This is a genomic window from Macrococcus brunensis (assembly GCF_004359615.1).
Lineage (GTDB): Bacteria > Bacillota > Bacilli > Staphylococcales > Staphylococcaceae > Macrococcus > Macrococcus brunensis.
On the sequence record NZ_SCWA01000004.1, the window covers coordinates 63,992 to 86,012 of the forward strand.

Below are 22,021 nucleotides of genomic sequence, written 5' to 3' on the forward strand. Positions count from 1 at the left end.
GTAATAGAATTGAGGGTTTTTGATGTACAGCCGAAATATCGGTCGTTTGTGTTTTGTGTTATACCTGTTGATTTCGTTTCTTATTCCCACCCAATATTTATTTATGGTGCAGAATTTGATTCTGGCTTTTATCCCTTATGAAATCAGCCAATTGTTACCACTCTTTAAACCGAAAAGTAGAAGGGAATGGCCGCTTTTCCTGGTCGTTTCACTAGTGTTTGTACTGATGTCACCTAATATTTTTTATGTGGTGACAGACTTGATACACTTAAATCTCTATTCATTTGATTTTCTTAAGACATTAAATTTATCTGAGTGGATAGATTTTACTTACCTTTCAGCGGGTGTGATGTTAGCACTATATTATTATGTGCAGGTCATTTTAACGTTATACCATCTGGTTTCAGATCGATTACTTCAGCGAGTCGTTATTTTGATGTTCATGATTCTCTCGAGCGCGGGTATTTTTATTGGTCGCTTCCTACGCTTCCACTCTGTGCATATCTTAACGAACCCGTTGCAGGTCATTGTTGATTCTTTAAGCGCTTTAAATAGTGAGGCTATTTTATGGATGGCACTGATTACAGGACTTCAGTTCCTTCTGATGCTGTTAGTGAAAGGTGTGAGGAAAATATGATTGATATACAGACAGCGTTTCTTTCCATCATCATTCTCCTCTGCCAGTGCTATATAGGGTACACGATTTTTCATATTACTCATGAGAAAGTCGCGGCACTAATCGCCTCGGCATTACCACTTGGTTTGGGTTTATATTTCGTTCAAGTTGGACTGCTGGAGCGTATTTTTCCCGGCTGGCATCTTCCGGATAACGATAGATACTGGCTGCAGTGGAGTTATGCTTTCGTGATGATTCAATATATCGCAGCGGCTATCATATATATGGACTTTTTTACCTATAGCTAGTCTAAGAACACTGCCCCGAAGCAGTGTTCTTTTGATTAAATTCATAAAAATGTTGCACGAACGCAAGGATACAGGTATGATTAGCCTTGTATTATTAATGAGAATGAATCTCAATTGGAGGAAAACAATGAAGAAGTGGTTATTCGTTTTAGTAGCATGTTTAATGACGCTTGCTGCATGTGGCAACAATGCAGATAAAAAAGCTGAGGATACAGAAAAAAGCAGTACAGTTGATTACAAATTAGATAATGGCAAAACAATTAAGATTCCTTCTGAACCTAAACGCATTGTGTTAATGGGCGCAAGCTATACAGGTAACTTACTTGATTTAGGTGTCAAACCAGTAGGGGTTGACGAATATGCATTCCAGTCAGAAATTCTGGCTCCGAAACTTAAAGGCGTTGAAAAATTAGGCGCTGGTGATGTTGAGAAAGTTGCGACGTTAAAACCGGACTTAATCATCTCATTTGATACAGATAAAAATAACTCAAAATATGCTAAGATTGCACCGACAATTCCGGTTGCGTATGCCAAACATAACTACCTGCAGATTCATGAGGAACTCGGCAAAATCGTAGGTAAAGAAAAAGAAGCGAAAGTATTTGTAGATAAATGGAAAGAAGAAACAGCGAAAGACGGTAAAGAAATCAAAGCCAAGTTAGGCGATGATTTAACTTATACGATCTATCAATTCTTCCAAAAAGAGATATATGCATATGGCGATAACTGGGGACGCGGTTCTGAGATTATCTACCAGGCATTCGGACTGAAGATGCAGGAAGATGTTGTCAAAGACGTTAAACCGACAGGCTGGAAGAAGATTTCAGCGGAGGAAATCAGCAAGTATGCAGGTGATGTCGTACTTTATTCAAGCGATGCAGGTAAAGATGCGAACAGTGTTGTTAAATCAAATGTCTGGAAAAACATGGACGCTGTGAAAAATAATCGCGTCGTGCAATATGATGCAGAAGATTTTTGGTTCAATGATCCGATTTCACTGGAGCATCAACGTAAAGTACTGAAAGAAGAACTGCTGAAACTGAAATAATAGAAAGATGCACGGCAGTGCATCTTTTTTTATTTACAATGTAAACTTTATATTTTAATAGGTTAACAATTAAGTTATAATCAGTTTATTGTCGAAAGGAGATTGAAGATGAAAACGAAAGATTTAGTAATTATTGCGATGTTTACAGCACTTATTGCAGTGCTTGGTTTACTGCCAGCCATTAACTTAGGTATTGGTGTACCCTTTACTTTTCAGAACTTGGGCTATATCCTCGCAGGATGTCTGCTGGGAAGTAAGCGCGGCGGATTAAGTGTATTATTATTTGTTATTTTAGTTGCGCTCGGACTCCCACTCTTATCAGGCGGACATGGTGGCTTTGGATTGTTCTTTGGACCGACAGGTGGCTATATTTTATCATTCCCACTTGTTGCTTATCTGATTGGTTTACTTACTGAACGTCAGTTTCATCAAATGAGTGTCTGGCAGATTTTCCTGATCAATGGTCTGATCGGCGCATTACTCTGTAATTTGATTGGTGGAATTTTTATGGCCTTTAATTTACATATGCCGATTTTAAAAGCTTTAAAAACCGTTATCGTCTTTATACCAGGCGACCTTGTTAAAGGATTGATTGCAGCTATTCTGGCAGTTCGCCTGCGAAATATTCCATCCATCAAACGCTACTTAAATACGCTATAATTCTCTTAAAGGGGATGATAGGATGGTTTCATTTAAAGATACAAAACAAGTAGCAGAAGTATATAGTAAGAATACACGTTATACTCATTTCCATACACCAAGCCAGTTGATTCGTTACTACTCTAATTACTTTGAGTATCAGGTCATGCCGTCACTTGAAACATTTAAGGATGACGAGAAAATGCAGACTGATTTTCACGAGCAACGCGGGCAGAAGCATCTCTTATTTATCTTTCCTGAAAATGTACCGTTACCACAGGATATCAAGGACTATGCTGAAGACGCGGGCTATACAGTAGAGAAAATGGAACTTTATCAGACAGAACAGCTGACGCTCGGTAAGCGGGCAGGAGAAGTGAAGATAGTAGGGGACGATCAGACGTTTAGAGATTTTCTCTCTGTCTGTCGTGTCGGTGAGCTCGAATATGGTGAAGAATTTGCTGACCTCAAAATTGATATGCATACAGCTGACAGGGCTGATGATACAGTCATTCAGCTGGTGGCGTATGACAACGGACAGCCGGTCGGTAAATTAGAAGCGATATTAAACGGAGAGTTAATAGAGCTCGATGATTTTTACGTGCTAGAGACGTCCAGAGGAAAAGGGATAGGGACAGCCTTGCAGGAGAAGGTGCTTGATTATGGTCAGTCCCTTATCCTGATAGCAGATGGAAATGATACACCACGGGACATGTATGAACGCCAAGGTTATCGTAAAGTCAGTGAACGATATGAATTACTGAAAGTCAAAAGCTCGAGCTGAAATCGCTCGAGCTTTTTTTAGATGACACGCTCTGGATGGCTGTAAATATTAAATGTCTCGTTTCTGATGAATCCGACCGCTGTAATATTTAAGTCATCTGCAAGTTTGATTGCAAGGTCAGTCGGTGCTGATTTAGAGAGAATGATACCGACACCAATTTTAGATGCTTTAATCAGGATTTCCGAGGAAATACGGCCTGAGAAGATAAGGACTTTATCACGAATTGGAATACGCTTTTCAATACAGTAACCAAACAGTTTATCGAGTGCATTATGACGACCGATATCTGACCGGTGGATGTAGAAGTCTTTACCATCACTGATTGCTGCATTGTGAAGGCCGCCTGTCTGCTTAAAGTCTGTGCTTTGTTCCTGTAGGGCATCCATCATACTGAAGATTTCCTGTGCTGTGATCTTTGTCTCGGTCATAGAGACTTTAGAAGTCGCTGCATCATTAACGAAATAGAACTGGCGGCTTTTCCCGCAGCAAGAACTGATCATCCTTTTCGTATACTGGCCGTAATGTTGTTCAATTTCTCTGTTCAAAGTGATATGGCAGAATCCTTTGCTGTCGTCAAGATGAATGTTTTGAATATCTGCTCGTCTGAAAATAACACCTTCAGACGCTAAAAAACCAAGAACGAGTTCTTCCAGGTTTGTAGGACTGCAGACGATAGTCGCAAATTCCTGCTGATTGACATAGAGTGTCAGAGGAAATTCAGTTGCGATATCATCGCTTTGATCTATAAATGCACCGTTATGATACTTAATAATCGGCTGGTTGAAAGTAATATCTTCAGGCAAGTGACGCGCCCCCCTTTATATGATTATTATACATGAGGAGAAGAGAGAAAGTGTCGTGCTTTACGCAAAAAGTGCGACACTTTTCGATGATTTCAAGTTATTTCAGGTAGAAATGTCGTACTTTCTTTAGTTTTCACGACATTTTTAAGGCTGTAGCAATACTTTTCCTGTCTTTCGCAGTATTTTTGCATGAAACGTTCAATCGTTTTCCGGTTCAACCCAGTCCATTCAACTAGAGTTGTTATTTTCAATGGGCCCACTTTTAATATTTCGAGTTCATCAATTACTCTGAAAATAGTCGAGTCTAATTTTTCAGTGTAACCACAGTAGCAGGAAGTATAATGCATATTTTTTACATGACATAAGCTGAGTTTCCTGCATTTTGGACATCTCATTTCTTTCTTCATTTCTGTAACAGGATAATATTTAATTCGCTGATATTTATTATGTGTCCTATGCTGTTTGATCAGATACGCAGCTAACTCGTAATCTTCACGAGTGACCTCGCTATTCTTGAAATAATCAATCACTCCATCAAGCTGATGATGGAACAATACATTCGAATGTCCACGCCATCCTTCAACTCTGAAACTCGGATTTATAAATACAACCCGACTGATGACCTCATAACGAGTCGATCGGACGAGTTCTTTCAGCTTATAGTCTGCACGCATAAGCTGGGACAGTACATCTTTATATACATAGCCATGTTCACTGACTAAATTTCCGTGCATAAATGAATAATTCCCGCTAAAATTCTTGATTTCAAAGTGATAAATCCGGCCATCACTGATAAACAGAAAATCAAATTGCACAGACCCTTTCATTTCCACACTTACATCCCATAACTGCAGGCACGAAAGACTCTGAGTCATCTCATAAAAAAGCTGCTCTCCGTCCAGACCCTTCACATAATTTCTCAGTACGCGGTCATCATATTCATCCAGTAATATTCGTCCATCTGCTGCCAGAATATACTTTATATAAGTATCCTGCGCATGCTTTTTCAGAAACATCTCCCACCTCCCAACTTCATCCTAACCGGGACGCTTACACCAGGCAAAAAGCAGAAAATCCTCAATTCTCCTTCCAAACACCACTGTTTCTCATCAAAAAGTCACGTTTCATTAAATTCTGCATCATAATCCGTTCTTTTCAGCAAATTTATCATTTAAGGGAATCCCCCTATATCGATAGGTGTTTCCCCAATAGGTTTCGTTTGTGAATTCTTTCATAATGATGAGTAAGAGGACAAAACTGTCGATAAGGAGTTGGAAAAATGGCAATTGGAACTGGGTTACGTTTTTTTAAGCCAACAGAAAGATTCAACGGAAACTGGTCAGTACTTGAAGAGAAAAGTAGAGAGTGGGAAAAAGTTTACCGTCAGCGCTGGAGTCACGATAAAGTCGTCAGAACGACACACGGCGTGAACTGTACAGGATCATGTTCATGGAAAGTATTCGTCAAAAACGGCATCATTACTTGGGAGAATCAGCAGATTGATTATCCGTCCTGTGGACCTGATATGCCTGAATTTGAACCGCGTGGCTGTCCACGTGGCGCATCATTCTCCTGGTATGAATACAGCCCGCTGCGTATTAAGTTCCCTTATGTGCGCGGCGTTTTATGGCGTCTCTGGCAATCAGCACTTGAAGAATACGGTGACCCTGTCCGTGCCTGGCAGTCTATCGTAGAAGACGAAGAAAAAGCACGTAGCTACAAACAGGCGCGCGGTAAAGGGGGACATGTACGAGTGAGCTGGCAGCAAGTAACACAGCTCATTGCGGCACAGCTCATCTATACGATTAAGAAGTATGGTCCAGACCGTATCGCCGGTTTTACACCAATCCCTGCGATGAGTATGATCTCTTATGCGTCTGGCGCAAGATTTATATCTCTGTTAGGTGGCGAAATGCTGTCATTCTATGATTGGTATGCCGATCTTCCGCCTGCATCTCCGCAGATCTGGGGAGAACAGACAGATGTGCCGGAATCGAGTGACTGGTATAACGCTGGATACATCATTATGTGGGGCTCAAATGTCCCGCTCACTCGTACGCCTGATGCTCACTTCATGACTGAAGTTCGTTACAAAGGAACTAAAGTCGTCTCTGTTGCACCTGACTATGCTGAAAATGTGAAGTTCGCTGATAACTGGCTGGCACCGCATCCTGGGACTGACGCAGCTGTCGCTCAGGCAATGACACACGTTATTCTGGATGAATTCTATGAAAAACGTCAGGAACCGATGTTCTTAAATTATGCAAAACAATATACAGATATGCCATTCCTGATTCGTCTTGATCCGCACGAAGGTTCGCTAAAAGCAGGACGCTTCTTACGTTCAAGTGATTTTGGTGACACTTCAGAACATAGTGAATGGAAACCGGTTGTCTTTGATCATCTCTCCGACCAGATTGTGGTCCCGAATGGAACGATGGGGCAGCGCTGGGAGAAAGATGTGAAATGGAACTTAAAACTGGAAACACCGGACGGTACTCAAATTGACCCGGCATTATCGCTGAAAGAAAAAGATGCGCAAGTAGTCGAAATAGTATTCCCGTTCTTTGATAACGCAGGAAACGGCACATTCAAACGTCCGATTGCTGTCAAACAGCAAGTACTAGCTGACGGTGAAACAGTCTATTACACAACGATTTATGACTTGATGCTGGCACAGTACGGTGTTAACCGCTATAACACGGCACTTGAAGCAAAAGGTTACGATGATGCCGAGAGCATTTACACGCCTGCATGGCAGGAAGGTGTTGCAGGTGTCAAAGCTTCTATTATTACGCAGATTGCCCGTGAATTCGCACAGAATGCAATTGATACAGGAGGCCGCTCAATGATTATCATGGGAGCGGGTATCAACCACTGGTTCAACTCCGATACAATTTACCGTTCTGTTCTGAACTTAGTGACACTCTGTGCAACACAAGGTGTGAATGGCGGCGGATGGGCTCATTACGTCGGTCAGGAAAAATGTCGTCCGATAGAAGGCTGGTCAACAATCGCATTCGCGAAAGACTGGCAGGCACCTCCTCGTCAGCAGAACGCAACAAGCTGGTTCTATTTCGCGACTGACCAATGGAAATACGAAGAGTCAGGCGTGGATATGCTGACTTCACCACTTGCTGAAAATGTGAAACACCAGCATCCAGCTGACTATAATGTAACAGCTGCTCGTCTCGGCTGGTTACCTTCATATCCTCAGTTCGACCGTAACAGCTTACTGTTCGGTGAGGAAGCGCGTGATGCAGGAGAATTCGATAATGAAGCGATCTTAAAACGCGCTGTAAACAGTGTCGCTTCACGTGAAACAAAGTTCGCGGTCGAAGATCCGGATAACAAGAAAAACCATCCTAAGACACTCTTTGTCTGGCGCTCAAACTTGATTTCAAGTTCTGCAAAAGGTCAGGAATATTTCATGAAACATTTACTAGGTACTAAACATGGTCTTTTAGCTGAACCGAATGAAACAGAAAAGCCAGAAGAAATTGTCTGGCGCGAAGATACAGAAGGGAAGCTCGATTTACTGGTCGCACTCGATTTCCGTATGACCGCGACACCGTTGTATGCGGATGTAGTATTGCCTGCTGCTACGTGGTACGAGAAGCATGATATTTCATCTACTGACATGCATCCCTTCGTCCATCCATTCAATCCGGCAGTTGACCCGCTCTGGGAATCACGTAGTGACTGGGACATCTACAAAACAATTGCTAAGACATTCTCTGAAATGTCAGAACGCCATCTGCCAGGCACATTTAAAGATGTCGTGACAACACCGCTTGCACATGACTCAGTACAGGAGATTGCGACACCAATGGGTAAAGTACGCGACTGGACAAAGGGCGAAGTAGAACCGGTACCAGGTAAAACAATGCCAGGATTTGCTGTTGTAGATCGTACTTATACAGAAACTTATGACAAGTACATTTCTGTCGGCCCACTTCTTGAAAACAGCAAAGTCGGTGCACACGGTGTCTCCTTCAGTGTTAAAGAACAGTACAACGAACTGAAATCAATGGTCGGTACTTACTATGATGAGACCATTAAAAATGGTTTACCTAAAATAGATACAGCACGCCGCGTCGCTGATGTCATCCTCAATGTTTCATCTGCTACGAATGGTCGTGTATCACAGAAATCTTATGAGGTGCTCGAAGAACAGACAGGGATGTCACTGAAAGATATCTCAGCAGAACGTGCGGCAGAAAAAATCACATTCCAGAACATTACGGCTCAGCCACGTGAAGTCATTCCGACAGCTGTCTTCCCGGGTTCTAATAAAGACGGTCAGCGTTATTCTCCATTTACAACGAATATCGAACGTCTTGTACCATTCAGAACGTTAACAGGGCGCCAGAGTTACTATATCGACCATGAAGTGTTCCAGCAGTTCGGCGAAGCACTGCCTGTCTACAAACCGACATTACCGCCAATGGTCTTTGGTACTAAAGACAAACAGATTAAAGGTGGCGTCGATAGTTTAGTACTGCGTTACTTAACGCCGCATGGTAAATGGAATATCCACTCAACTTATCAGGATAATCTCCATATGCTGACATTATTCCGCGGGGGACCGACCGTCTGGATGAATAACGAGGATGCTGCTTCTAACGACATCAATGACAATGACTGGTTGGAAGTCTACAACAGAAACGGACTTGTAACCGCTCGTGCAGTTGTCTCACATCGTATGCCACGTGGCACGATGTTCATGTACCATGCACAGGATAAACATATTGAAACACCAGGTTCAGAAATTACAGATACACGCGGTGGCTCACATAACGCACCAACACGTATTCACTTAAAACCGACACAACTTGTCGGTGGATATGCACAAATCAGCTATGGTTTTAACTACTATGGACCGATCGGTAACCAGCGTGACGTCTATGTAGCAGTACGTAAGATGAAGGAGGTTGACTGGCTTGAAGATTAAAGCTCAAGTAGCAATGGTCATGAATTTAGACAAATGTATCGGCTGTCATACATGTAGTGTGACCTGTAAAAGTACCTGGACAAACCGTCCAGGTGCCGAATACATGTGGTTCAATAACGTAGAAACAAAACCAGGTATCGGATATCCGAAACGCTGGGAAGACCAGGAGCAATATAAAGGCGGCTGGCGTCTTGGCCGTAACGGTAAACTGGAACTGAAATCAGGTTCTAAACTTTCCAAAATTGCGCTAGGTAAAATTTTCTACAATCCGGATATGCCGGAAATGAAAGATTATTATGAGCCTTGGACCTATAACTATCGTCATTTGACGACAGCAAAAGAATCACAGCATTCACCTGTTGCGAAAGCAGAATCAATTATTACCGGTAAAAAGATGAACCTTGAATGGGGTCCTAACTGGGAAGATGATTTAGCAGGTGCACATATTACTGGACCGACAGATCCGAACATCCAGAAGATTGAAGAAGAGATCAAATTTAATTTTGAACAGTCATTCATGATGTATTTACCTCGTCTCTGTGAGCACTGCTTAAACCCAGCCTGTGTTGCGAGCTGTCCGTCTGGTGCGATGTATAAACGTGATGAAGACGGCATTGTTCTTGTCGACCAGGATGCATGTCGTGGCTGGAGATACTGTATGACTGGTTGTCCTTACAAAAAAGTCTACTTCAACTGGAAAACAAACAAAGCGGAAAAATGTACATTCTGTTTCCCACGTGTTGAAGCAGGTCTGCCAACTGTATGTTCTGAAACATGTACAGGCCGTATGCGTTATTTAGGTGTCATGCTGTATGATGCTGATAAAGTACTTGAAGCAGCTTCAGTAACAGACGAGAAAGATTTATACCAATCACAGCTTGATCTTTTCCTGGATCCAAACGACCCTGAAGTCATCGCACAGGCTGAACGTGACGGTATCGCGCAGGACTGGATTGAAGCGGCGCAGAACTCACCGGTCTATAAACTGGCGATTGAATATAAACTCGCATTCCCGCTTCATCCGGAATACCGTACGTTACCTATGGTGTGGTACTGCCCACCACTCAGCCCGATTATGAACTACTTTGAAGGTAAAGATTCAATCAAGAATCCGGACATGATCTTCCCAGCGATAGAAGAAATGCGTCTGCCTGTTCAGTACTTAGCGAACATGCTGACAGCAGGGGATACACAGACAGTGAAAGAAGCACTTCAACGTATGGCAATGATGCGCAGCTATATGCGTGCAGCGTCCAGCGGCAAAGAATTCGATCTGACAAAACTCGACCGTGTCGGTATGACTGCTGAACAGATCAAGATGATGTACCGTCTTCTTGCGATTGCAAAACACGAAGACCGATTTGTCATTCCGACTTCTCATAAAGAAGGTTACGTGAATACGTATAGCGCTCAAGGTGGCGAGGGCTATACGAGTGATAACTTTGGTGCAGACTGTGATGGCTGTGGCCCGGTTGCAGTCGGTAAGTCAGGTAAGGAAGTCTATGAAGATAACTTCTACGGAGGTATCTGGCGTGATTAATCTCGATAAACTCTATCAGTTTAAAAAATCATTTGGATTTTTTAGCCACCAGCTGATCTATCCTGAAAAACTGAACTTTCATCCCCGGGAATTTGAAGGTATCTTTACGCCTGAACATCCGGCATATGAAGCAGTGAATCAGTACTGGAAAGACATGCATGAAATCAGTCTGTCAGAAATTCAGGAAGTGTATACACATACGTTTGATTTTGAGCAGAAGACGACGCTTTATATGACATTTGTCAAGTTCGAAGATAAAAAAGAGAGAGGACAGATGCTGGCACGTCTGAAGGTCCTCTATGAAATGTTCGGTTTAGAGATGCCTTCTTCTGAACTCTCTGACTTTCTGCCGCTGATGTGCGAATTTATTTATGCGGCTGAATGGCGCGGAGATGACCGGGCAGAAGAAAGCATGAATTTAGTGCTGATGGTTATTGAGGATGGCACTTATAATCTGCTTCAATCTCTGGAAGCGATAGGAAGTCCTTACTACAATCTCGTCCTGGCGATACGTGAGACATGTAAAGCCTGTTTGAAAGAAGGAGTGGAGACACATGCTTGATCAATTTATCTGGGTCATCTTTCCTTATCTGTGCATTGCTATCTTTATCATTGGTCATATCTTCCGTTTTCGTTACGATCAGTTCTCCTGGACAGCAAAATCCAGTGAGTTCATAGAAAAGAAAAGTCTGATGTGGGGCAGTCTGCTCTTTCATTTAGGCATTATTCCAGTGATAGCAGGACATGTCATGGGACTCGGTGTTCCTGCTAACTGGTTACGTGCAATTGGCATCAGCGACCATATGTATCACATTGGCGCTGTTTATATCGGTAGTATCTTCGGTATAGTGACCTTGATCGGCATGCTTCTTTTGACAGCGCGCCGTATTACGAATGAAAGTGTTAGAAAGTTAAGCACATTATCTGATATACTCGTTAATATTCTATTACTTCTTATTGTATTTTTAGGTTGCTATTCTACAATCGTGACCAATGCGACGTTGCCAGACTTTGATTATCGTCAGACTATCTCTGTCTGGTTCCGCGGATTACTTGCGCTTCGTCCGGAAGCAAGCTACATGCTGGATGTGCCTTTGGCGTTTAAATTGCATGTACTGACTGGATTTTTAATAACCGCACTCTGGCCATTTACGCGACTTGTTCACGTATGGAGTGTACCTGTTAATTATGTGGGACGCAGTCATATTCTCTATCGTAAACATAAAGTCTAGATAGGAGGGGCTGAAGATGCCTTTCGATTTTCAATATCATTTAAACCAATTAAGAACTGAAATGAAAGTGGATTTCGCAGGCATCGCTATGCCGGCGGATTTAATCATGCAGAATGATATCCGCTGGCTCCATGTTTCGGGTGCGGATAATGAACGTTATCAGCGCATTCATCTGCAAAAAGGTAAAGGCATCGCAGGTATCGTCATGAAATCGGGCCGAAACTGGCTGGAACGAGAAATCAACAATCAAACCTTTACAGAGGACCTTTTCAACTATCCGATTATTCGCTCGGAGAAGCTGACCAGTTTTCTGGCAGTGCCGCTCTGGAAATATAACCGGGTAGCCGGCGTGCTTTTGATCGGCAACCGGACGCATCGTCATCTTGCAGAACAGATTGAAGATGACATGGAACACTATTTGGCAGAAGGCTTTGGTCCATTTTACGGAAAGGATGTTTTTAACAGTGAACAGCCCGTCCTTAAATAAATGGATGCTGCAGTTTTTTGAAGAGTCATCAGATCTCATCCTGTTTTTAAGTCAGTCCAATCAGATTCTGTATATGAATCAGGCGGCAAAAGAGGTACTGACGACTCAGGATAATATGCAGCAGATTATTGATGTCCTATGTTCTTATTGTCAGGGCTACACAAATGACGCGGAGATGATGACTTGTGTGAATTGCTTTGCGAAGCAGCACCAGGCTTCTTCTGAGACATTCCAGATTTATATGAAAGACAAATCACAGCATATTGTTCCTTATTCTGCTTCTTATGTTGAATTATCAGGTGATGATTCCGTCAAAGTGCTGAGTCTGCAGAATATCTCCCCGCAGTTAAAAACACAGGCGATTCATCATCAGAAAAACCTGACCCAGAAGATCATCAACGCGCAGGAAAGTGAACGTAAGAGAATATCACGGGAACTCCATGACAGCGTTGTACAGGAACTGCTGAATGTGGTCGTCGATTTCCGTCTTCTTAAATATAAAAAAGAAGAAGAGCTGTCGAAGCATATTCAACTGATGGGCGGTACGATGACGAGACTGATTGATGACATCCGAAATCTTTCTCTGGAACTTCGACCGTCAGCACTCGATGACTTCGGCCTTGAAGCGGCTTTTCGTTCTCATTTTAAACAGCTAGAGAAAAACTATGGTTTAGAAGTGGAGATGATGTCTGATTTAGATGGACATCGTTTCAGCAGCGAGATAGAAACTGTGGTCTACCGTGTCACGCAGGAGGCCATTCTGAACGCGCTGAAATATGCCGAGACTGATATCGTCTATGTCACACTTTCTCATGACGAGCATGAACTGACAGCTGAAATCGCTGATCAGGGCAAAGGTTTTGACATGGATGCACCGCCGCAGGGGACAGGTCTAGGTCTTTTTGGTATGCAGGAGCGTGCGGAGATTGTCGGAGGACATGTACAGATCAACAGTGAATCGGGCAGAGGCACACAGGTCATGCTGACGATTCCGGTAGGAGGACACTCATGAATATAGTGATAGCAGACGATCATGCAGTAGTAAGGACTGGATTTTCGATGATTCTCAACTATCAGGAAGATATGGAGGTCGTCGCGACAGCTGCAGACGGCATCGAGGCACATCAGATGGTAGCGAAACACCGCCCGGATGTCCTGATTCTGGATCTGAGCATGCCGCCTGGTGAGTCCGGCCTGATTGCGACAGGGAAAATCAAAGAAGATTTTCCTGAGACTAAAATTCTGATATTAACCATGTACGATGACGAAGAATATCTGTTCCACGTTCTTAGAAACGGCGCAAACGGCTATATCCTTAAAAATGCACCGGACGAAGAACTGCTGCAGGCCGTCAGAACAGTTAATGCAGGCGGTACTTACATCGACCCGAAGATGGCGACATCACTGGTCAACGAACTGATGACGCATGACAATGCTAATAACAAGAACGATCCATTCAAGATTCTCTCTAAACGCGAACTTGAAATACTGCCTTTAATCGCTAAAGGCTATGGCAATAAAGAAATTTCTGAAATGCTTTTTATCTCAGTCAAGACCGTTGAAGCCCATAAGGCACGGATCATGGATAAACTAGAACTTAAATCAAGACCTGAACTGGTTGAATATGCAATGAAGAAAAAACTACTGGATTTCTAAAGAAGGTATAGAATGTTCAATTCGAAAATGAAAGCTTTACGCATACTGGAAAATGAGCACCTATTAATCAGACATCTGATGCAGGAATGGTTTGAAGAACTTCAGGCAGCGACTCATGCGGAATCAGAGATGGTTGCGAGACTTCATATGAAGAAAATCAAGGATTTGCTGGTTGCATTTGCATCTGTTCTGACAAAACATCAGCAGAAAGAAGAGCGATTCTTCTTTCCGATTCTCGGTGCATACGTCGGCACTAATCAAGGGCCGGTTGTAACAATTGAAGCAGAGCATGATGAGATGAATCAGTATTTTGAGCACTTCATGTCTCATCCTTCAGTGGAGTTATCGCTTGAGCAGATGAAGCTGTTACTGAAAGACTTGAATGAAGGCTATGAAATCTTGATGGTCCATATGTATAAAGAGGAAAGTGTACTCTTTCCGATGGCTGAAAAAGTATTTAAGATCAAAGACGAAGAAACCTTGCTGGATGCCGTAAATACGAAAATCTATTAAAAAGAGAGTTTATCTGTTGAAGATAAACTCTCTTTTGACTTATAGGGAAATTATCCCGGTTATTGGGGCAGTTCCCTAATAGGAGAAAGCTGAGCTTAACCTTAAAATATATTTGTATAGTAAATCACAAACTTATAGAAAAGGTGAAGCATATGAACAGATCAACAGGTAAAATCCAGCTGCCACTTCAAACATTCAGTTTAATGGCAGGATTTATGGCATGGACGATCATTGCACCATTACTGCCATTTATGTCTCAGGACTTCTCAATTCCTGAAAGTGAAAAAGCAATGATTTTAGCAATTCCCGTTATTTTAGGTTCCGTTCTTCGTATTCCAATGGGCTATTTCGCTAACTTAATCGGTGCAAGAAAAGTCTATCTATTCAGTTTAGTATTCCTGCTCGTACCGATATTCTTTTTAAGTGAAGCATCCTCTACAACAGCATTGATGATTGCAGGCTTGTTTCTTGGGATCGGCGGCGCGATTTTCTCTGTCGGTGTCACCAGCGTTCCCAAATATTATCCGAAAGAAAAACACGGATTTGCTAATGGTGTTTACGGGATGGGGAACTTAGGGACAGCAGTATCAGCCTTCGCAGCGCCCGCTATTGCGGCAAATATCGGCTGGAGCAACACTGTAAAGTCTTATTTAGTCGTGATGATTATTTTTGCACTGCTTAACTTCTTTTTAGGTGACAAAGATGAGCCGAAAGTCAAACAACCGTTGATGCAGCAGATTAAAGGGGTGCTGCCAGACTATAAACTCTATTTACTCAGTTTCTGGTACTTCATTACCTTTGGTTCATTTGTCGCCTTCGGATTATTCCTGCCGAACTTCCTGGTCAATAACTTCCAGTTAGACAAAGTCGACGCGGGTATCCGTACAGGAACATTTATTGCACTTGCGACGTTCCTTCGTCCTGTTGGTGGGATGTTAGGAGACAAATTACGCGCGATGGATGCGCTGAAAGTGACTTTTATCGGTCTGATTATAGGCGCCGCGCTTTTATCTATCAACCATCAGATTTTCTTCTTTACAGCAGGCTGTCTGATTATCGCAGCATGTGCGGGTATCGGTAACGGGCTCATCTTCAAAATGGTTCCCTCATACTACACAACTGAAGTGGGGACAGTAAATGGTATTGTCTCAATGATGGGTGGTCTAGGTGGTTTCTTCCCGCCGCTGGTTATCGCAGCAGTAACAGCTGCATTTGGTACAAACAAGCTTGCTTTCTTCTTCCTCGCATTGTTTGGTATAATAGCTTTACTCACTATGATGTGGATGGATAAAAAAGAACAGAGGGTTTAACTATGAATCGCTATGACAGACAGGAAAAATTTAAAGGCATCGGCCAGCAAGGGCAGGCATTAATCAAGGAAAAGACGGTCGGTATTATCGGCATTGGGGCGCTCGGCACGCACACTGCGAACACACTGGCCCGAGCCGGTGTCAAGAAACTGATTCTCGTCGACCGGGATTATATAGAAGCATCGAATCTGCAGCGCCAGACACTTTTCAATGAACAGCATGCGGTGGATATGACGCCGAAAGTCATAGCGGCACGAGACGAGCTGCTGAAGATCAGATCAGACCTTCAAATAGAGACTTATATTGAACATTGCGATGCGCCGCTTTTAGAAGCGGCGTTTTCAGCATGTGATCTATTAATTGACGGCAGTGATAACTTCGATGTTCGTCAAATAATGAATGATTTCAGTTACCGCTATCAGATTCCGTGGATATACGGGGCTTGTGTGGAATCTACTTATGCGGCATGCCCATTTATCCCGGGACTGACGCCATGCTTTAACTGTGTCATGGGCATATTGCCGGTGATGAACCGGACATGTGATACTGTCGGGGTCATCGAACCTGCTGTAGGCCTGGCTACAAGCTATCAGGCGATGTATGCGCTGAAGATTCTGGCAGAAGAACCCATCGACCCGCGACTGATATTCGGTGATGTCTGGACGCTTGAACATAGCGCCATGAAGTACAGCAGGATGGGCGAGGCGAAGTGTCCGACATGCGGCGAGCGACCGACGTATCCACATCTGCAGAGTAGAACGATTCAGACGATGCTCTGTGGTCGTGACACTGTACAGTTTGCTTCACCTGTTACCGACATTACTCAATTGACTGAATTTCTATCAAAACTGAACATCCCATTTCAGGAGACACCTTACTTTGTGCGCTTCTTTGTCAATGATAAGCCGGTGATCTGGTTTAAAGGTGGCCGACTACTCGTTCATGAAGTGAAAACAGTCGCTGAAGGACAGAAGATCTATTATCAATTATTCGGATAGGGGGATTATGATGCATACCAATGATTATAGAGAGATAACAGCAGCCGTCATTACGGTCAGTGACACCCGTACAGAAGAGACGGATAAAGGAGGACAGGCTGTCATGGATCACCTGAAGGATAGCAAAATAGAAACAGCGGTCTATCAGATAGTGAAGGATGACTTTGAAGAGATTCAGTCCGCTGTCACCGCTGCACTTAAACAAGTGGACGTCGTCATCACAACGGGCGGTACAGGCGTCGCTAAGCGTGATGTGACGATAGAAGCGGTACGACCGCTGATGGACAAAGAAATGGAAGGCTTCGGAGAGATTTTTCGTTACTTAAGCTACACGGAAGACGTAGGGACGAGAGCGATACTGTCTCGTGCATTCTGTGGTACAAAAGACCAGACAGTCGTCTTTTCGATACCAGGCTCTGTCGGTGCAGTGAATCTGGCAATGAAAAAGCTCATTACACAAGAAGTCTTTCACATTGTGCATGAGCTGAATAAATAATTAGCGGCTGAAGTCACCGTTTTTACCGCCGGACTTGGACTGGAGGTAAGTCGGGCCGATGATCATCCCTTTATCGACTGCTTTTGTCATATCGTAGACTGTCAGTGCAGTAACAGAAGCACCGGTTAAGGCTTCCATCTCAACGCCTGTCAGTCCTTTTGTTTTGACGGTACAGGCAATCTGCAGAATGTAGCGGTCATCTGAGTTCTGCCAACTGAAGGAAATATCGATGCCGCTTAAGCTTAACGGATGACACATCGGTATAATGCGGGACGTGTCTTTCGCAGCCATAATACCGGCTACTTGCGCCACGGCGAGAACGTCACCTTTCTTAGCGGTATGATTCGTAATCTGCTGGTAGATGACTTCATTTACTTCAATTGAGCTGATGGCAGTTGCCGTTCTGGATGTCACTTCTTTATCAGAGACATCAACCATACGGGCACGTCCTTCGTCATTGAAATGTGTTAATTGATTCATTCGCTTCACCCTTTCGTTTATAATTATTATAGCTTATCAGTAAAGAAAGTGGGATGACTATGCTGGAAAAAAGAACGCCGCTCAATGTGCAGGAAGCCATTGAACGCTGTATAAATAAAAGTCAGAAAATGCTGATAGTAGATATTTCGATTGACGACAGTCTCGGCTATTATCTTGCGGAAGATATCATCGCGACATATGATATTCCGATGTTTGATAAGTCGCCGTATGATGGCTATGCCATCAGAAGTGCAGCTTCCAAAGGCGCAAGCGGAGATAACCGGCTGTCATTTAAAAAAATCGATCATATAGGTGCTGGAGCAGTCAGTGAATCTGTACTGTCAGACAATGAAGCAGTGCGCATTATGACAGGTGCACAGATTCCTGAGGGCGCAGATGCAGTCGTCATGCTTGAGCAGACAGTTGAGACAGACGATGGCTTCACGCTGCGTAAATCTTTTGAATCGGGCGAAAATATCTCAAAACAGGGCGAGGAATGTACAAAAGGTGAAGTTGTTCTGACAGCAGGCACAAAAATCACGCCAGGTGTTATTGCCGTCCTTGCTACTTTTTCCTATCAGTCGGTTAAAGTCAGACGAAAACCGACTGTTGCTTTAATCGCGACAGGGAGTGAACTGGCCGCACCGGATGAAGAACTGGCTCCCGGGAAAATACGCAATTCAAATGGACCGATGATAGCGGGTCTTCTGCATGATATGGCAATTGAAACGGAAAGTTACCGCGTAACAGAAGACCATTATGAGCATCTTCTGGCAATCGTTGAAGAAGCGCTCAGTCAGCATGATATTGTCATCACAACGGGCGGGGTTTCTGTCGGTGACTTCGACTTTATGCCAGCTATTTACAAGGCATTGTCAGCAGAAGTCCTGTTCAATAAAGTGGCCATGCGTCCGGGCAGTGTCACAACAGTTGCTGCGAAAGGCAGTCAGCTGCTGTTCGGCCTCTCTGGTAATCCGAGTGCCTGCTACTCCGGTTTTGAACTGTTTGCGAAGCCTGCGCTTAAAGAAATGATGGGCGCAGCAGACGTTCACGCTCCCGTCATCAAAGCACGACTTTCGTCTGACTTTACGAAAGCTAATCCTTTCACACGTTTTATCCGTGCAGAGCTGGATATCGTGAGCGGCACTGTGCGTCCTGCCGGCTTCAATAAAAGTAATGCAGTGATTGCGATTGCTCGAAGTAACAGTATGATTATTCTGCCGGGCGGAACAAGAGGATTTAAAGAAGGCGACTTAGTGGACGTCATGGTGACACGTCTGTCTGATGTGGGGTACACATGGTAAAAATACTGCAAGTCGTCGGCTATAAGAAAAGTGGTAAGACGACAGTGGTCAATCAGCTTATCTTAGCTGCCAAAGCACAAGGCATGACGGTCAGTGTCATTAAGCATCATGGTGATAAGTCCGGACAGGAAATCGATATTCCGCTGAAAAGAGATCATATTACCTTTATGACAAGCGGTGCGGATGAAAGTATTGTTGAAGGCTATGACTATGTTCATAAACTGTCGAAACCCAAGTCACTTGAACGTATCATTGCAGAAGATGTTACATCATCACCTGATCTGATTTTAATCGAAGGATACAAAGAGGCTGACTATGATAAACTAGTATTACTCAGAGATTCAGCAGATTATGAATTGCTGGAACTTAAGAATATCATATGCACCATTAAGACAGAGGACATTTCATTGACTGATTTCAGTCAATTTTTATAAAGGATGAAGCACATGAAGCAGTTTGAAGTAGTAGAATATGAATTGATTCCGGATGACTACCGGCTTTTTACAGTGAATCCTAAACAGGGTGCTGTCTGTTTATTTGTCGGTATCGTCCGCGAGTGGACAAAAGGTATCCGTACAGAATATCTGCACTACGAAGCATACGTGCCTATGGCGGAGAAGAAACTCGCTGAAATCGGAGACGAGATCAACGACAGATGGCCGGGCACAGTTGTCAGTATCGGACACCGCATCGGTGCGCTGGATATCTCTGATATTGCTGTCGTCATCGCTGTTTCGTCACCGCACAGAAAAGACAGCTATGCCGCAAATGAATATGCGATAGAACGTATTAAAGAGGTCGTGCCTATCTGGAAGAAAGAAATCTGGGAAGACGGCGAGGAATGGATAGGCGGCCAGCGGGGCTATCATTCTTCTTATAAGGAGGAACAATGATGAAAGTCTTATACTTTGCCCATACGAAAGAAATCGTTGACCGGAGAGAAGACCAGTTCACGTTTTCTGAACCGATCAGCGTCAAAGCATTTCGTGAACACCTGTACATGACGTACCCGAAACTGCAGAGTGAGAAGTTTCAGGTGGCTGTCAATGAGGAGTTCGTGAAAGAAACAGACCTTATTATGCCGTATGACACAGTAGCTCTCATTCCACCTGTGAGTGGTGGATGATTGGGGTCATACTCGCTGGCGGTGAATCGCGCAGATTCGGCAGCCAGAAGGCCTTGTACGAGCTGGAAGGCAAGCCGTTCTATCAGCATGTTTATGACACGCTTGTGGCCAGCAGTCAGTTCGAGCAGGTCGTCATCAATACAAATGCGCAGCTGAAAGATGCCTTCAAACAGGAGGTCATAGTGGATGACAGCCGCTATCAGGGTCTCGGCCCTATGGCAGGTATTTATACAGTGATGGCTGCAGTGCCGGATGACGCTTATTTTGTCGTTTCTGTTGATACGCCTTTTCTGACGACGGAAGCTGTGAATTATCTGATTGAACATTTCCAGGGGAATACGACTGTCTACCGGGATTATGAGCAGATTCACGCGACAATTGGTATTTATCCGCACAAATTAAAAAAGACGATTAAACAATATTTAGATCATAGAGACCTTAGACTGAGAGCATTGTTTGACGAAGAAACAACTTATATAGATGTAAGTGCAGTACCGGGTCATTGGTACCAAAACATCAACAGACCGGAGGATTTGAAAGGAGTGTGAAGGCATGACAGAACAAATAACAGATAAGCTGGGGCGGCCAATCAGGGACTTAAGAATCTCAGTAACAGACCGCTGTAACTTCCGCTGTACTTACTGTATGCCAAAAGAAATATTTGGTGATGATTATGTCTTTATGCCAAAAGATGAATTACTCTCCTTTGAAGAACTCATCAGAATTGCACGTCAGTATGCGGCTCTCGGCGTTAAGAAAATCAGACTGACTGGCGGTGAACCGCTGTTACGACGTGATTTACCACTGTTAATCCGGGAACTGAACGAGATTCCAGGTATTGAAGATATCGGACTGACAACGAATGGTCTTCTTCTGAAAAAACATGGACAGGCACTGTATGATGCAGGCCTCAGAAGGTTGAACGTCAGCCTGGATGCCCTTGATGAAACATTTGAAGCGGTGAACGGCCGGGGCATTAAAGCAGATACTATACTCGAACAGATTGATTACGCGAAAAGTCTCGGCTTTGATATTAAAGTCAACATGGTGATTCAAAAAGGAATGAATGAGCATCAGATGGCGCCGATGGTCGAGTATTTCAGAGACAAAGAAATTACACTGAGATTTATCGAGTTCATGGATGTCGGCAACGATAATGGCTGGAACTTCGATAAAGTCATTACGAAAGATGAAATGATTGACCAGCTGACAGAAACATTTGATATACAACCTGTGCCGCCTAAATATTTCGGGGAAGTCGCAAAATATTATCAGCATGTTAATGGCGCAAAACTTGGGTTCATCACCAGTGTCTCGGAATCATTCTGTTCCAGCTGTACACGGGTCAGACTCAGTTCAGACGGCAAGATTTTCGGCTGTCTGTTTGCGACAGGTGGCTTTGATCTGAAACAGTTTATCAGACAAGGTGTCACAGACGAAGCATTGCGCGAGCAACTGATTCAGTTGTGGTCAAAACGCAGTGACCGTTATTCAGATGAACGGACAGAAGAAACCGTTAAAAATAGACAGAAAAAGAAAATAAATATGAATTATATTGGAGGCTAAGGCCTCTTTTTTTATTATATTCATATAGTGACACCGAGTTTTAGAAGTTTAATTTATCTTAATTAAATATTTAATCTATATAATAATATAGTAAATAGTAGCTGTTATTAGTATCAGGTATAAATTACCTGTGCTATTCATGTCAAATGAGTGTATAATAG

Annotated in this window: 25 protein-coding genes; 22 read left to right on the forward strand and 3 right to left on the reverse strand. The window is 43.3% G+C overall.

What is annotated here, in order from left to right; translation table 11 throughout:
* The first annotated feature begins 22 nt into the window (after positions 1-22).
* The 5 genes from ERX27_RS02995 (at position 23) to ERX27_RS03015 (ending at position 3,395) form a co-directional block, all read left to right on the forward strand.
* Positions 23-637: a DUF1361 domain-containing protein gene (locus ERX27_RS02995; protein ID WP_133431358.1), complete on the forward strand. Its 615-nt coding sequence runs from the start codon at positions 23-25 to the stop codon at positions 635-637.
* Positions 634-924: a hypothetical protein gene (locus ERX27_RS03000; protein ID WP_133431359.1), complete on the forward strand. Its 291-nt coding sequence runs from the start codon at positions 634-636 to the stop codon at positions 922-924. The genes ERX27_RS02995 and ERX27_RS03000 overlap by 4 nt, the downstream gene beginning before the upstream one ends.
* A gap of 127 nt (positions 925-1,051) precedes the next feature.
* Entirely contained in the window at positions 1,052-1,972 is a 921-nt protein-coding gene (locus ERX27_RS03005; RefSeq protein WP_133431360.1) for an ABC transporter substrate-binding protein, read from the forward strand.
* Between the two features lie 108 nt (positions 1,973-2,080).
* On the forward strand, positions 2,081-2,632 hold the full coding sequence (locus tag ERX27_RS03010) for a biotin transporter BioY (RefSeq protein WP_133431361.1): 552 nt from the start codon (positions 2,081-2,083) through the stop codon (positions 2,630-2,632).
* 22 nt (positions 2,633-2,654) lie between these two features.
* Complete coding sequence (locus ERX27_RS03015; RefSeq protein ID WP_133431362.1) at positions 2,655-3,395, forward strand: GNAT family N-acetyltransferase; 741 nt, start codon at positions 2,655-2,657, stop codon at positions 3,393-3,395.
* A gap of 17 nt (positions 3,396-3,412) precedes the next feature.
* Here ERX27_RS03015 and fdhD read toward each other — a convergent pair whose 3' ends face one another.
* On the reverse strand, positions 3,413-4,198 hold the full coding sequence (gene fdhD / locus ERX27_RS03020; protein ID WP_133431363.1) for a formate dehydrogenase accessory sulfurtransferase FdhD: 786 nt from the start codon (positions 4,196-4,198) through the stop codon (positions 3,413-3,415).
* 92 nt (positions 4,199-4,290) lie between these two features.
* Entirely contained in the window at positions 4,291-5,214 is a 924-nt protein-coding gene (locus ERX27_RS03025; protein ID WP_133431364.1) for a nuclease-related domain-containing protein, read from the reverse strand.
* Between the two features lie 263 nt (positions 5,215-5,477).
* On the opposite strand from ERX27_RS03025, the gene ERX27_RS03030 reads away from it, so the two are divergent.
* The 11 genes from ERX27_RS03030 (at position 5,478) to ERX27_RS03080 (ending at position 17,384) form a co-directional block, all read left to right on the forward strand.
* Positions 5,478-9,152 (forward strand): nitrate reductase subunit alpha, encoded by a 3,675-nt coding sequence (locus ERX27_RS03030; RefSeq protein ID WP_133431365.1) that lies wholly within the window; start codon positions 5,478-5,480, stop codon positions 9,150-9,152.
* The gene (narH, locus tag ERX27_RS03035) at positions 9,142-10,692 is read left to right on the forward strand and encodes a nitrate reductase subunit beta (protein WP_133431366.1); all 1,551 of its coding nucleotides are present in this window, start codon (positions 9,142-9,144) and stop codon (positions 10,690-10,692) included. Before ERX27_RS03030 ends, narH begins: the two co-directional genes overlap by 11 nt.
* Entirely contained in the window at positions 10,685-11,254 is a 570-nt protein-coding gene (narJ, locus tag ERX27_RS03040) for a nitrate reductase molybdenum cofactor assembly chaperone (RefSeq protein ID WP_133431367.1), read from the forward strand. Before narH ends, narJ begins: the two co-directional genes overlap by 8 nt.
* Positions 11,247-11,924, forward strand: coding sequence for a respiratory nitrate reductase subunit gamma (gene narI / locus ERX27_RS03045; protein WP_133431368.1), 678 nt, complete (start codon positions 11,247-11,249; stop codon positions 11,922-11,924). The genes narJ and narI overlap by 8 nt, the downstream gene beginning before the upstream one ends.
* Before the next feature lie 16 nt (positions 11,925-11,940).
* Positions 11,941-12,411 (forward strand): GAF domain-containing protein, encoded by a 471-nt coding sequence (locus tag ERX27_RS03050; RefSeq protein ID WP_133431369.1) that lies wholly within the window; start codon positions 11,941-11,943, stop codon positions 12,409-12,411.
* Positions 12,389-13,423, forward strand: a complete 1,035-nt coding sequence (locus tag ERX27_RS03055; RefSeq protein WP_243715856.1) for a sensor histidine kinase — start codon at positions 12,389-12,391, stop codon at positions 13,421-13,423. Before ERX27_RS03050 ends, ERX27_RS03055 begins: the two co-directional genes overlap by 23 nt.
* Complete coding sequence (gene nreC, locus ERX27_RS03060; protein ID WP_133431370.1) at positions 13,420-14,067, forward strand: nitrate respiration regulation response regulator NreC; 648 nt, start codon at positions 13,420-13,422, stop codon at positions 14,065-14,067. The genes ERX27_RS03055 and nreC overlap by 4 nt, the downstream gene beginning before the upstream one ends.
* Positions 14,068-14,079: 12 nt before the next feature.
* Entirely contained in the window at positions 14,080-14,580 is a 501-nt protein-coding gene (locus ERX27_RS03065; protein WP_133431371.1) for a hemerythrin domain-containing protein, read from the forward strand.
* Between the two features lie 152 nt (positions 14,581-14,732).
* The gene (locus ERX27_RS03070) at positions 14,733-15,890 is read left to right on the forward strand and encodes a nitrate/nitrite transporter (protein WP_133431372.1); all 1,158 of its coding nucleotides are present in this window, start codon (positions 14,733-14,735) and stop codon (positions 15,888-15,890) included.
* A 2-nt stretch (positions 15,891-15,892) separates the two neighbouring features.
* Complete coding sequence (locus ERX27_RS03075; protein ID WP_133431373.1) at positions 15,893-16,888, forward strand: ThiF family adenylyltransferase; 996 nt, start codon at positions 15,893-15,895, stop codon at positions 16,886-16,888.
* 10 nt (positions 16,889-16,898) lie between these two features.
* Entirely contained in the window at positions 16,899-17,384 is a 486-nt protein-coding gene (locus ERX27_RS03080) for a MogA/MoaB family molybdenum cofactor biosynthesis protein (RefSeq protein WP_133431374.1), read from the forward strand.
* On the opposite strand, the gene moaC is transcribed toward ERX27_RS03080, so the two are convergent.
* The gene (gene moaC, locus ERX27_RS03085) at positions 17,385-17,864 is read right to left on the reverse strand and encodes a cyclic pyranopterin monophosphate synthase MoaC (RefSeq protein WP_133431375.1); all 480 of its coding nucleotides are present in this window, start codon (positions 17,862-17,864) and stop codon (positions 17,385-17,387) included. It abuts the gene before it with no gap.
* 59 nt (positions 17,865-17,923) lie between these two features.
* Here moaC and ERX27_RS03090 point away from each other — a divergent pair, with 59 nt between their 5' ends.
* The 6 genes from ERX27_RS03090 to moaA are packed head-to-tail and all read left to right on the forward strand — an operon-like array spanning position 17,924 to position 21,860.
* The gene (locus ERX27_RS03090; RefSeq protein WP_133431376.1) at positions 17,924-19,168 is read left to right on the forward strand and encodes a molybdopterin molybdotransferase MoeA; all 1,245 of its coding nucleotides are present in this window, start codon (positions 17,924-17,926) and stop codon (positions 19,166-19,168) included.
* Positions 19,162-19,602 (forward strand): molybdopterin-guanine dinucleotide biosynthesis protein B, encoded by a 441-nt coding sequence (mobB, locus tag ERX27_RS03095; RefSeq protein WP_133431377.1) that lies wholly within the window; start codon positions 19,162-19,164, stop codon positions 19,600-19,602. Before ERX27_RS03090 ends, mobB begins: the two co-directional genes overlap by 7 nt.
* 12 nt (positions 19,603-19,614) lie before the next feature.
* Positions 19,615-20,061 (forward strand): molybdenum cofactor biosynthesis protein MoaE, encoded by a 447-nt coding sequence (locus ERX27_RS03100; RefSeq protein WP_133431378.1) that lies wholly within the window; start codon positions 19,615-19,617, stop codon positions 20,059-20,061.
* On the forward strand, positions 20,061-20,294 hold the full coding sequence (locus tag ERX27_RS03105) for a MoaD/ThiS family protein (RefSeq protein ID WP_133431467.1): 234 nt from the start codon (positions 20,061-20,063) through the stop codon (positions 20,292-20,294). The genes ERX27_RS03100 and ERX27_RS03105 overlap by 1 nt, the downstream gene beginning before the upstream one ends.
* Positions 20,291-20,842: a molybdenum cofactor guanylyltransferase MobA gene (mobA, locus tag ERX27_RS03110; protein ID WP_133431379.1), complete on the forward strand. Its 552-nt coding sequence runs from the start codon at positions 20,291-20,293 to the stop codon at positions 20,840-20,842. Before ERX27_RS03105 ends, mobA begins: the two co-directional genes overlap by 4 nt.
* A gap of 4 nt (positions 20,843-20,846) precedes the next feature.
* Positions 20,847-21,860, forward strand: a complete 1,014-nt coding sequence (gene moaA / locus ERX27_RS03115; RefSeq protein WP_133431380.1) for a GTP 3',8-cyclase MoaA — start codon at positions 20,847-20,849, stop codon at positions 21,858-21,860.
* Positions 21,861-22,021: the final 161 nt, after the last annotated feature.

Coding starts and splice junctions, on each gene's coding strand:
- nreC (WP_133431370.1), top strand. CDS start 13,420: ATGAATATAGTGATAGCAGACGATCATGCAGTAGTAAGGACTGGATTT.
- ERX27_RS03030 (WP_133431365.1), top strand. CDS start 5,478: ATGGCAATTGGAACTGGGTTACGTTTTTTTAAGCCAACAGAAAGATTC.
- ERX27_RS03010 (WP_133431361.1), top strand. CDS start 2,081: ATGAAAACGAAAGATTTAGTAATTATTGCGATGTTTACAGCACTTATT.
- narI (WP_133431368.1), top strand. CDS start 11,247: ATGCTTGATCAATTTATCTGGGTCATCTTTCCTTATCTGTGCATTGCT.
- ERX27_RS03005 (WP_133431360.1), top strand. CDS start 1,052: ATGAAGAAGTGGTTATTCGTTTTAGTAGCATGTTTAATGACGCTTGCT.
- moaA (WP_133431380.1), top strand. CDS start 20,847: ATGACAGAACAAATAACAGATAAGCTGGGGCGGCCAATCAGGGACTTA.
- ERX27_RS03105 (WP_133431467.1), top strand. CDS start 20,061: ATGAAAGTCTTATACTTTGCCCATACGAAAGAAATCGTTGACCGGAGA.
- moaC (WP_133431375.1), bottom strand. CDS start 17,864: ATGAATCAATTAACACATTTCAATGACGAAGGACGTGCCCGTATGGTT.
- ERX27_RS03070 (WP_133431372.1), top strand. CDS start 14,733: ATGAACAGATCAACAGGTAAAATCCAGCTGCCACTTCAAACATTCAGT.
- mobB (WP_133431377.1), top strand. CDS start 19,162: ATGGTAAAAATACTGCAAGTCGTCGGCTATAAGAAAAGTGGTAAGACG.
- ERX27_RS03050 (WP_133431369.1), top strand. CDS start 11,941: ATGCCTTTCGATTTTCAATATCATTTAAACCAATTAAGAACTGAAATG.
- ERX27_RS03080 (WP_133431374.1), top strand. CDS start 16,899: ATGCATACCAATGATTATAGAGAGATAACAGCAGCCGTCATTACGGTC.
- ERX27_RS03065 (WP_133431371.1), top strand. CDS start 14,080: ATGTTCAATTCGAAAATGAAAGCTTTACGCATACTGGAAAATGAGCAC.
- ERX27_RS03075 (WP_133431373.1), top strand. CDS start 15,893: ATGAATCGCTATGACAGACAGGAAAAATTTAAAGGCATCGGCCAGCAA.
- ERX27_RS03015 (WP_133431362.1), top strand. CDS start 2,655: ATGGTTTCATTTAAAGATACAAAACAAGTAGCAGAAGTATATAGTAAG.
- ERX27_RS03000 (WP_133431359.1), top strand. CDS start 634: ATGATTGATATACAGACAGCGTTTCTTTCCATCATCATTCTCCTCTGC.
- ERX27_RS03100 (WP_133431378.1), top strand. CDS start 19,615: ATGAAGCAGTTTGAAGTAGTAGAATATGAATTGATTCCGGATGACTAC.
- ERX27_RS03025 (WP_133431364.1), bottom strand. CDS start 5,214: ATGTTTCTGAAAAAGCATGCGCAGGATACTTATATAAAGTATATTCTG.
- ERX27_RS03090 (WP_133431376.1), top strand. CDS start 17,924: ATGCTGGAAAAAAGAACGCCGCTCAATGTGCAGGAAGCCATTGAACGC.
- ERX27_RS02995 (WP_133431358.1), top strand. CDS start 23: ATGTACAGCCGAAATATCGGTCGTTTGTGTTTTGTGTTATACCTGTTG.
- mobA (WP_133431379.1), top strand. CDS start 20,291: ATGATTGGGGTCATACTCGCTGGCGGTGAATCGCGCAGATTCGGCAGC.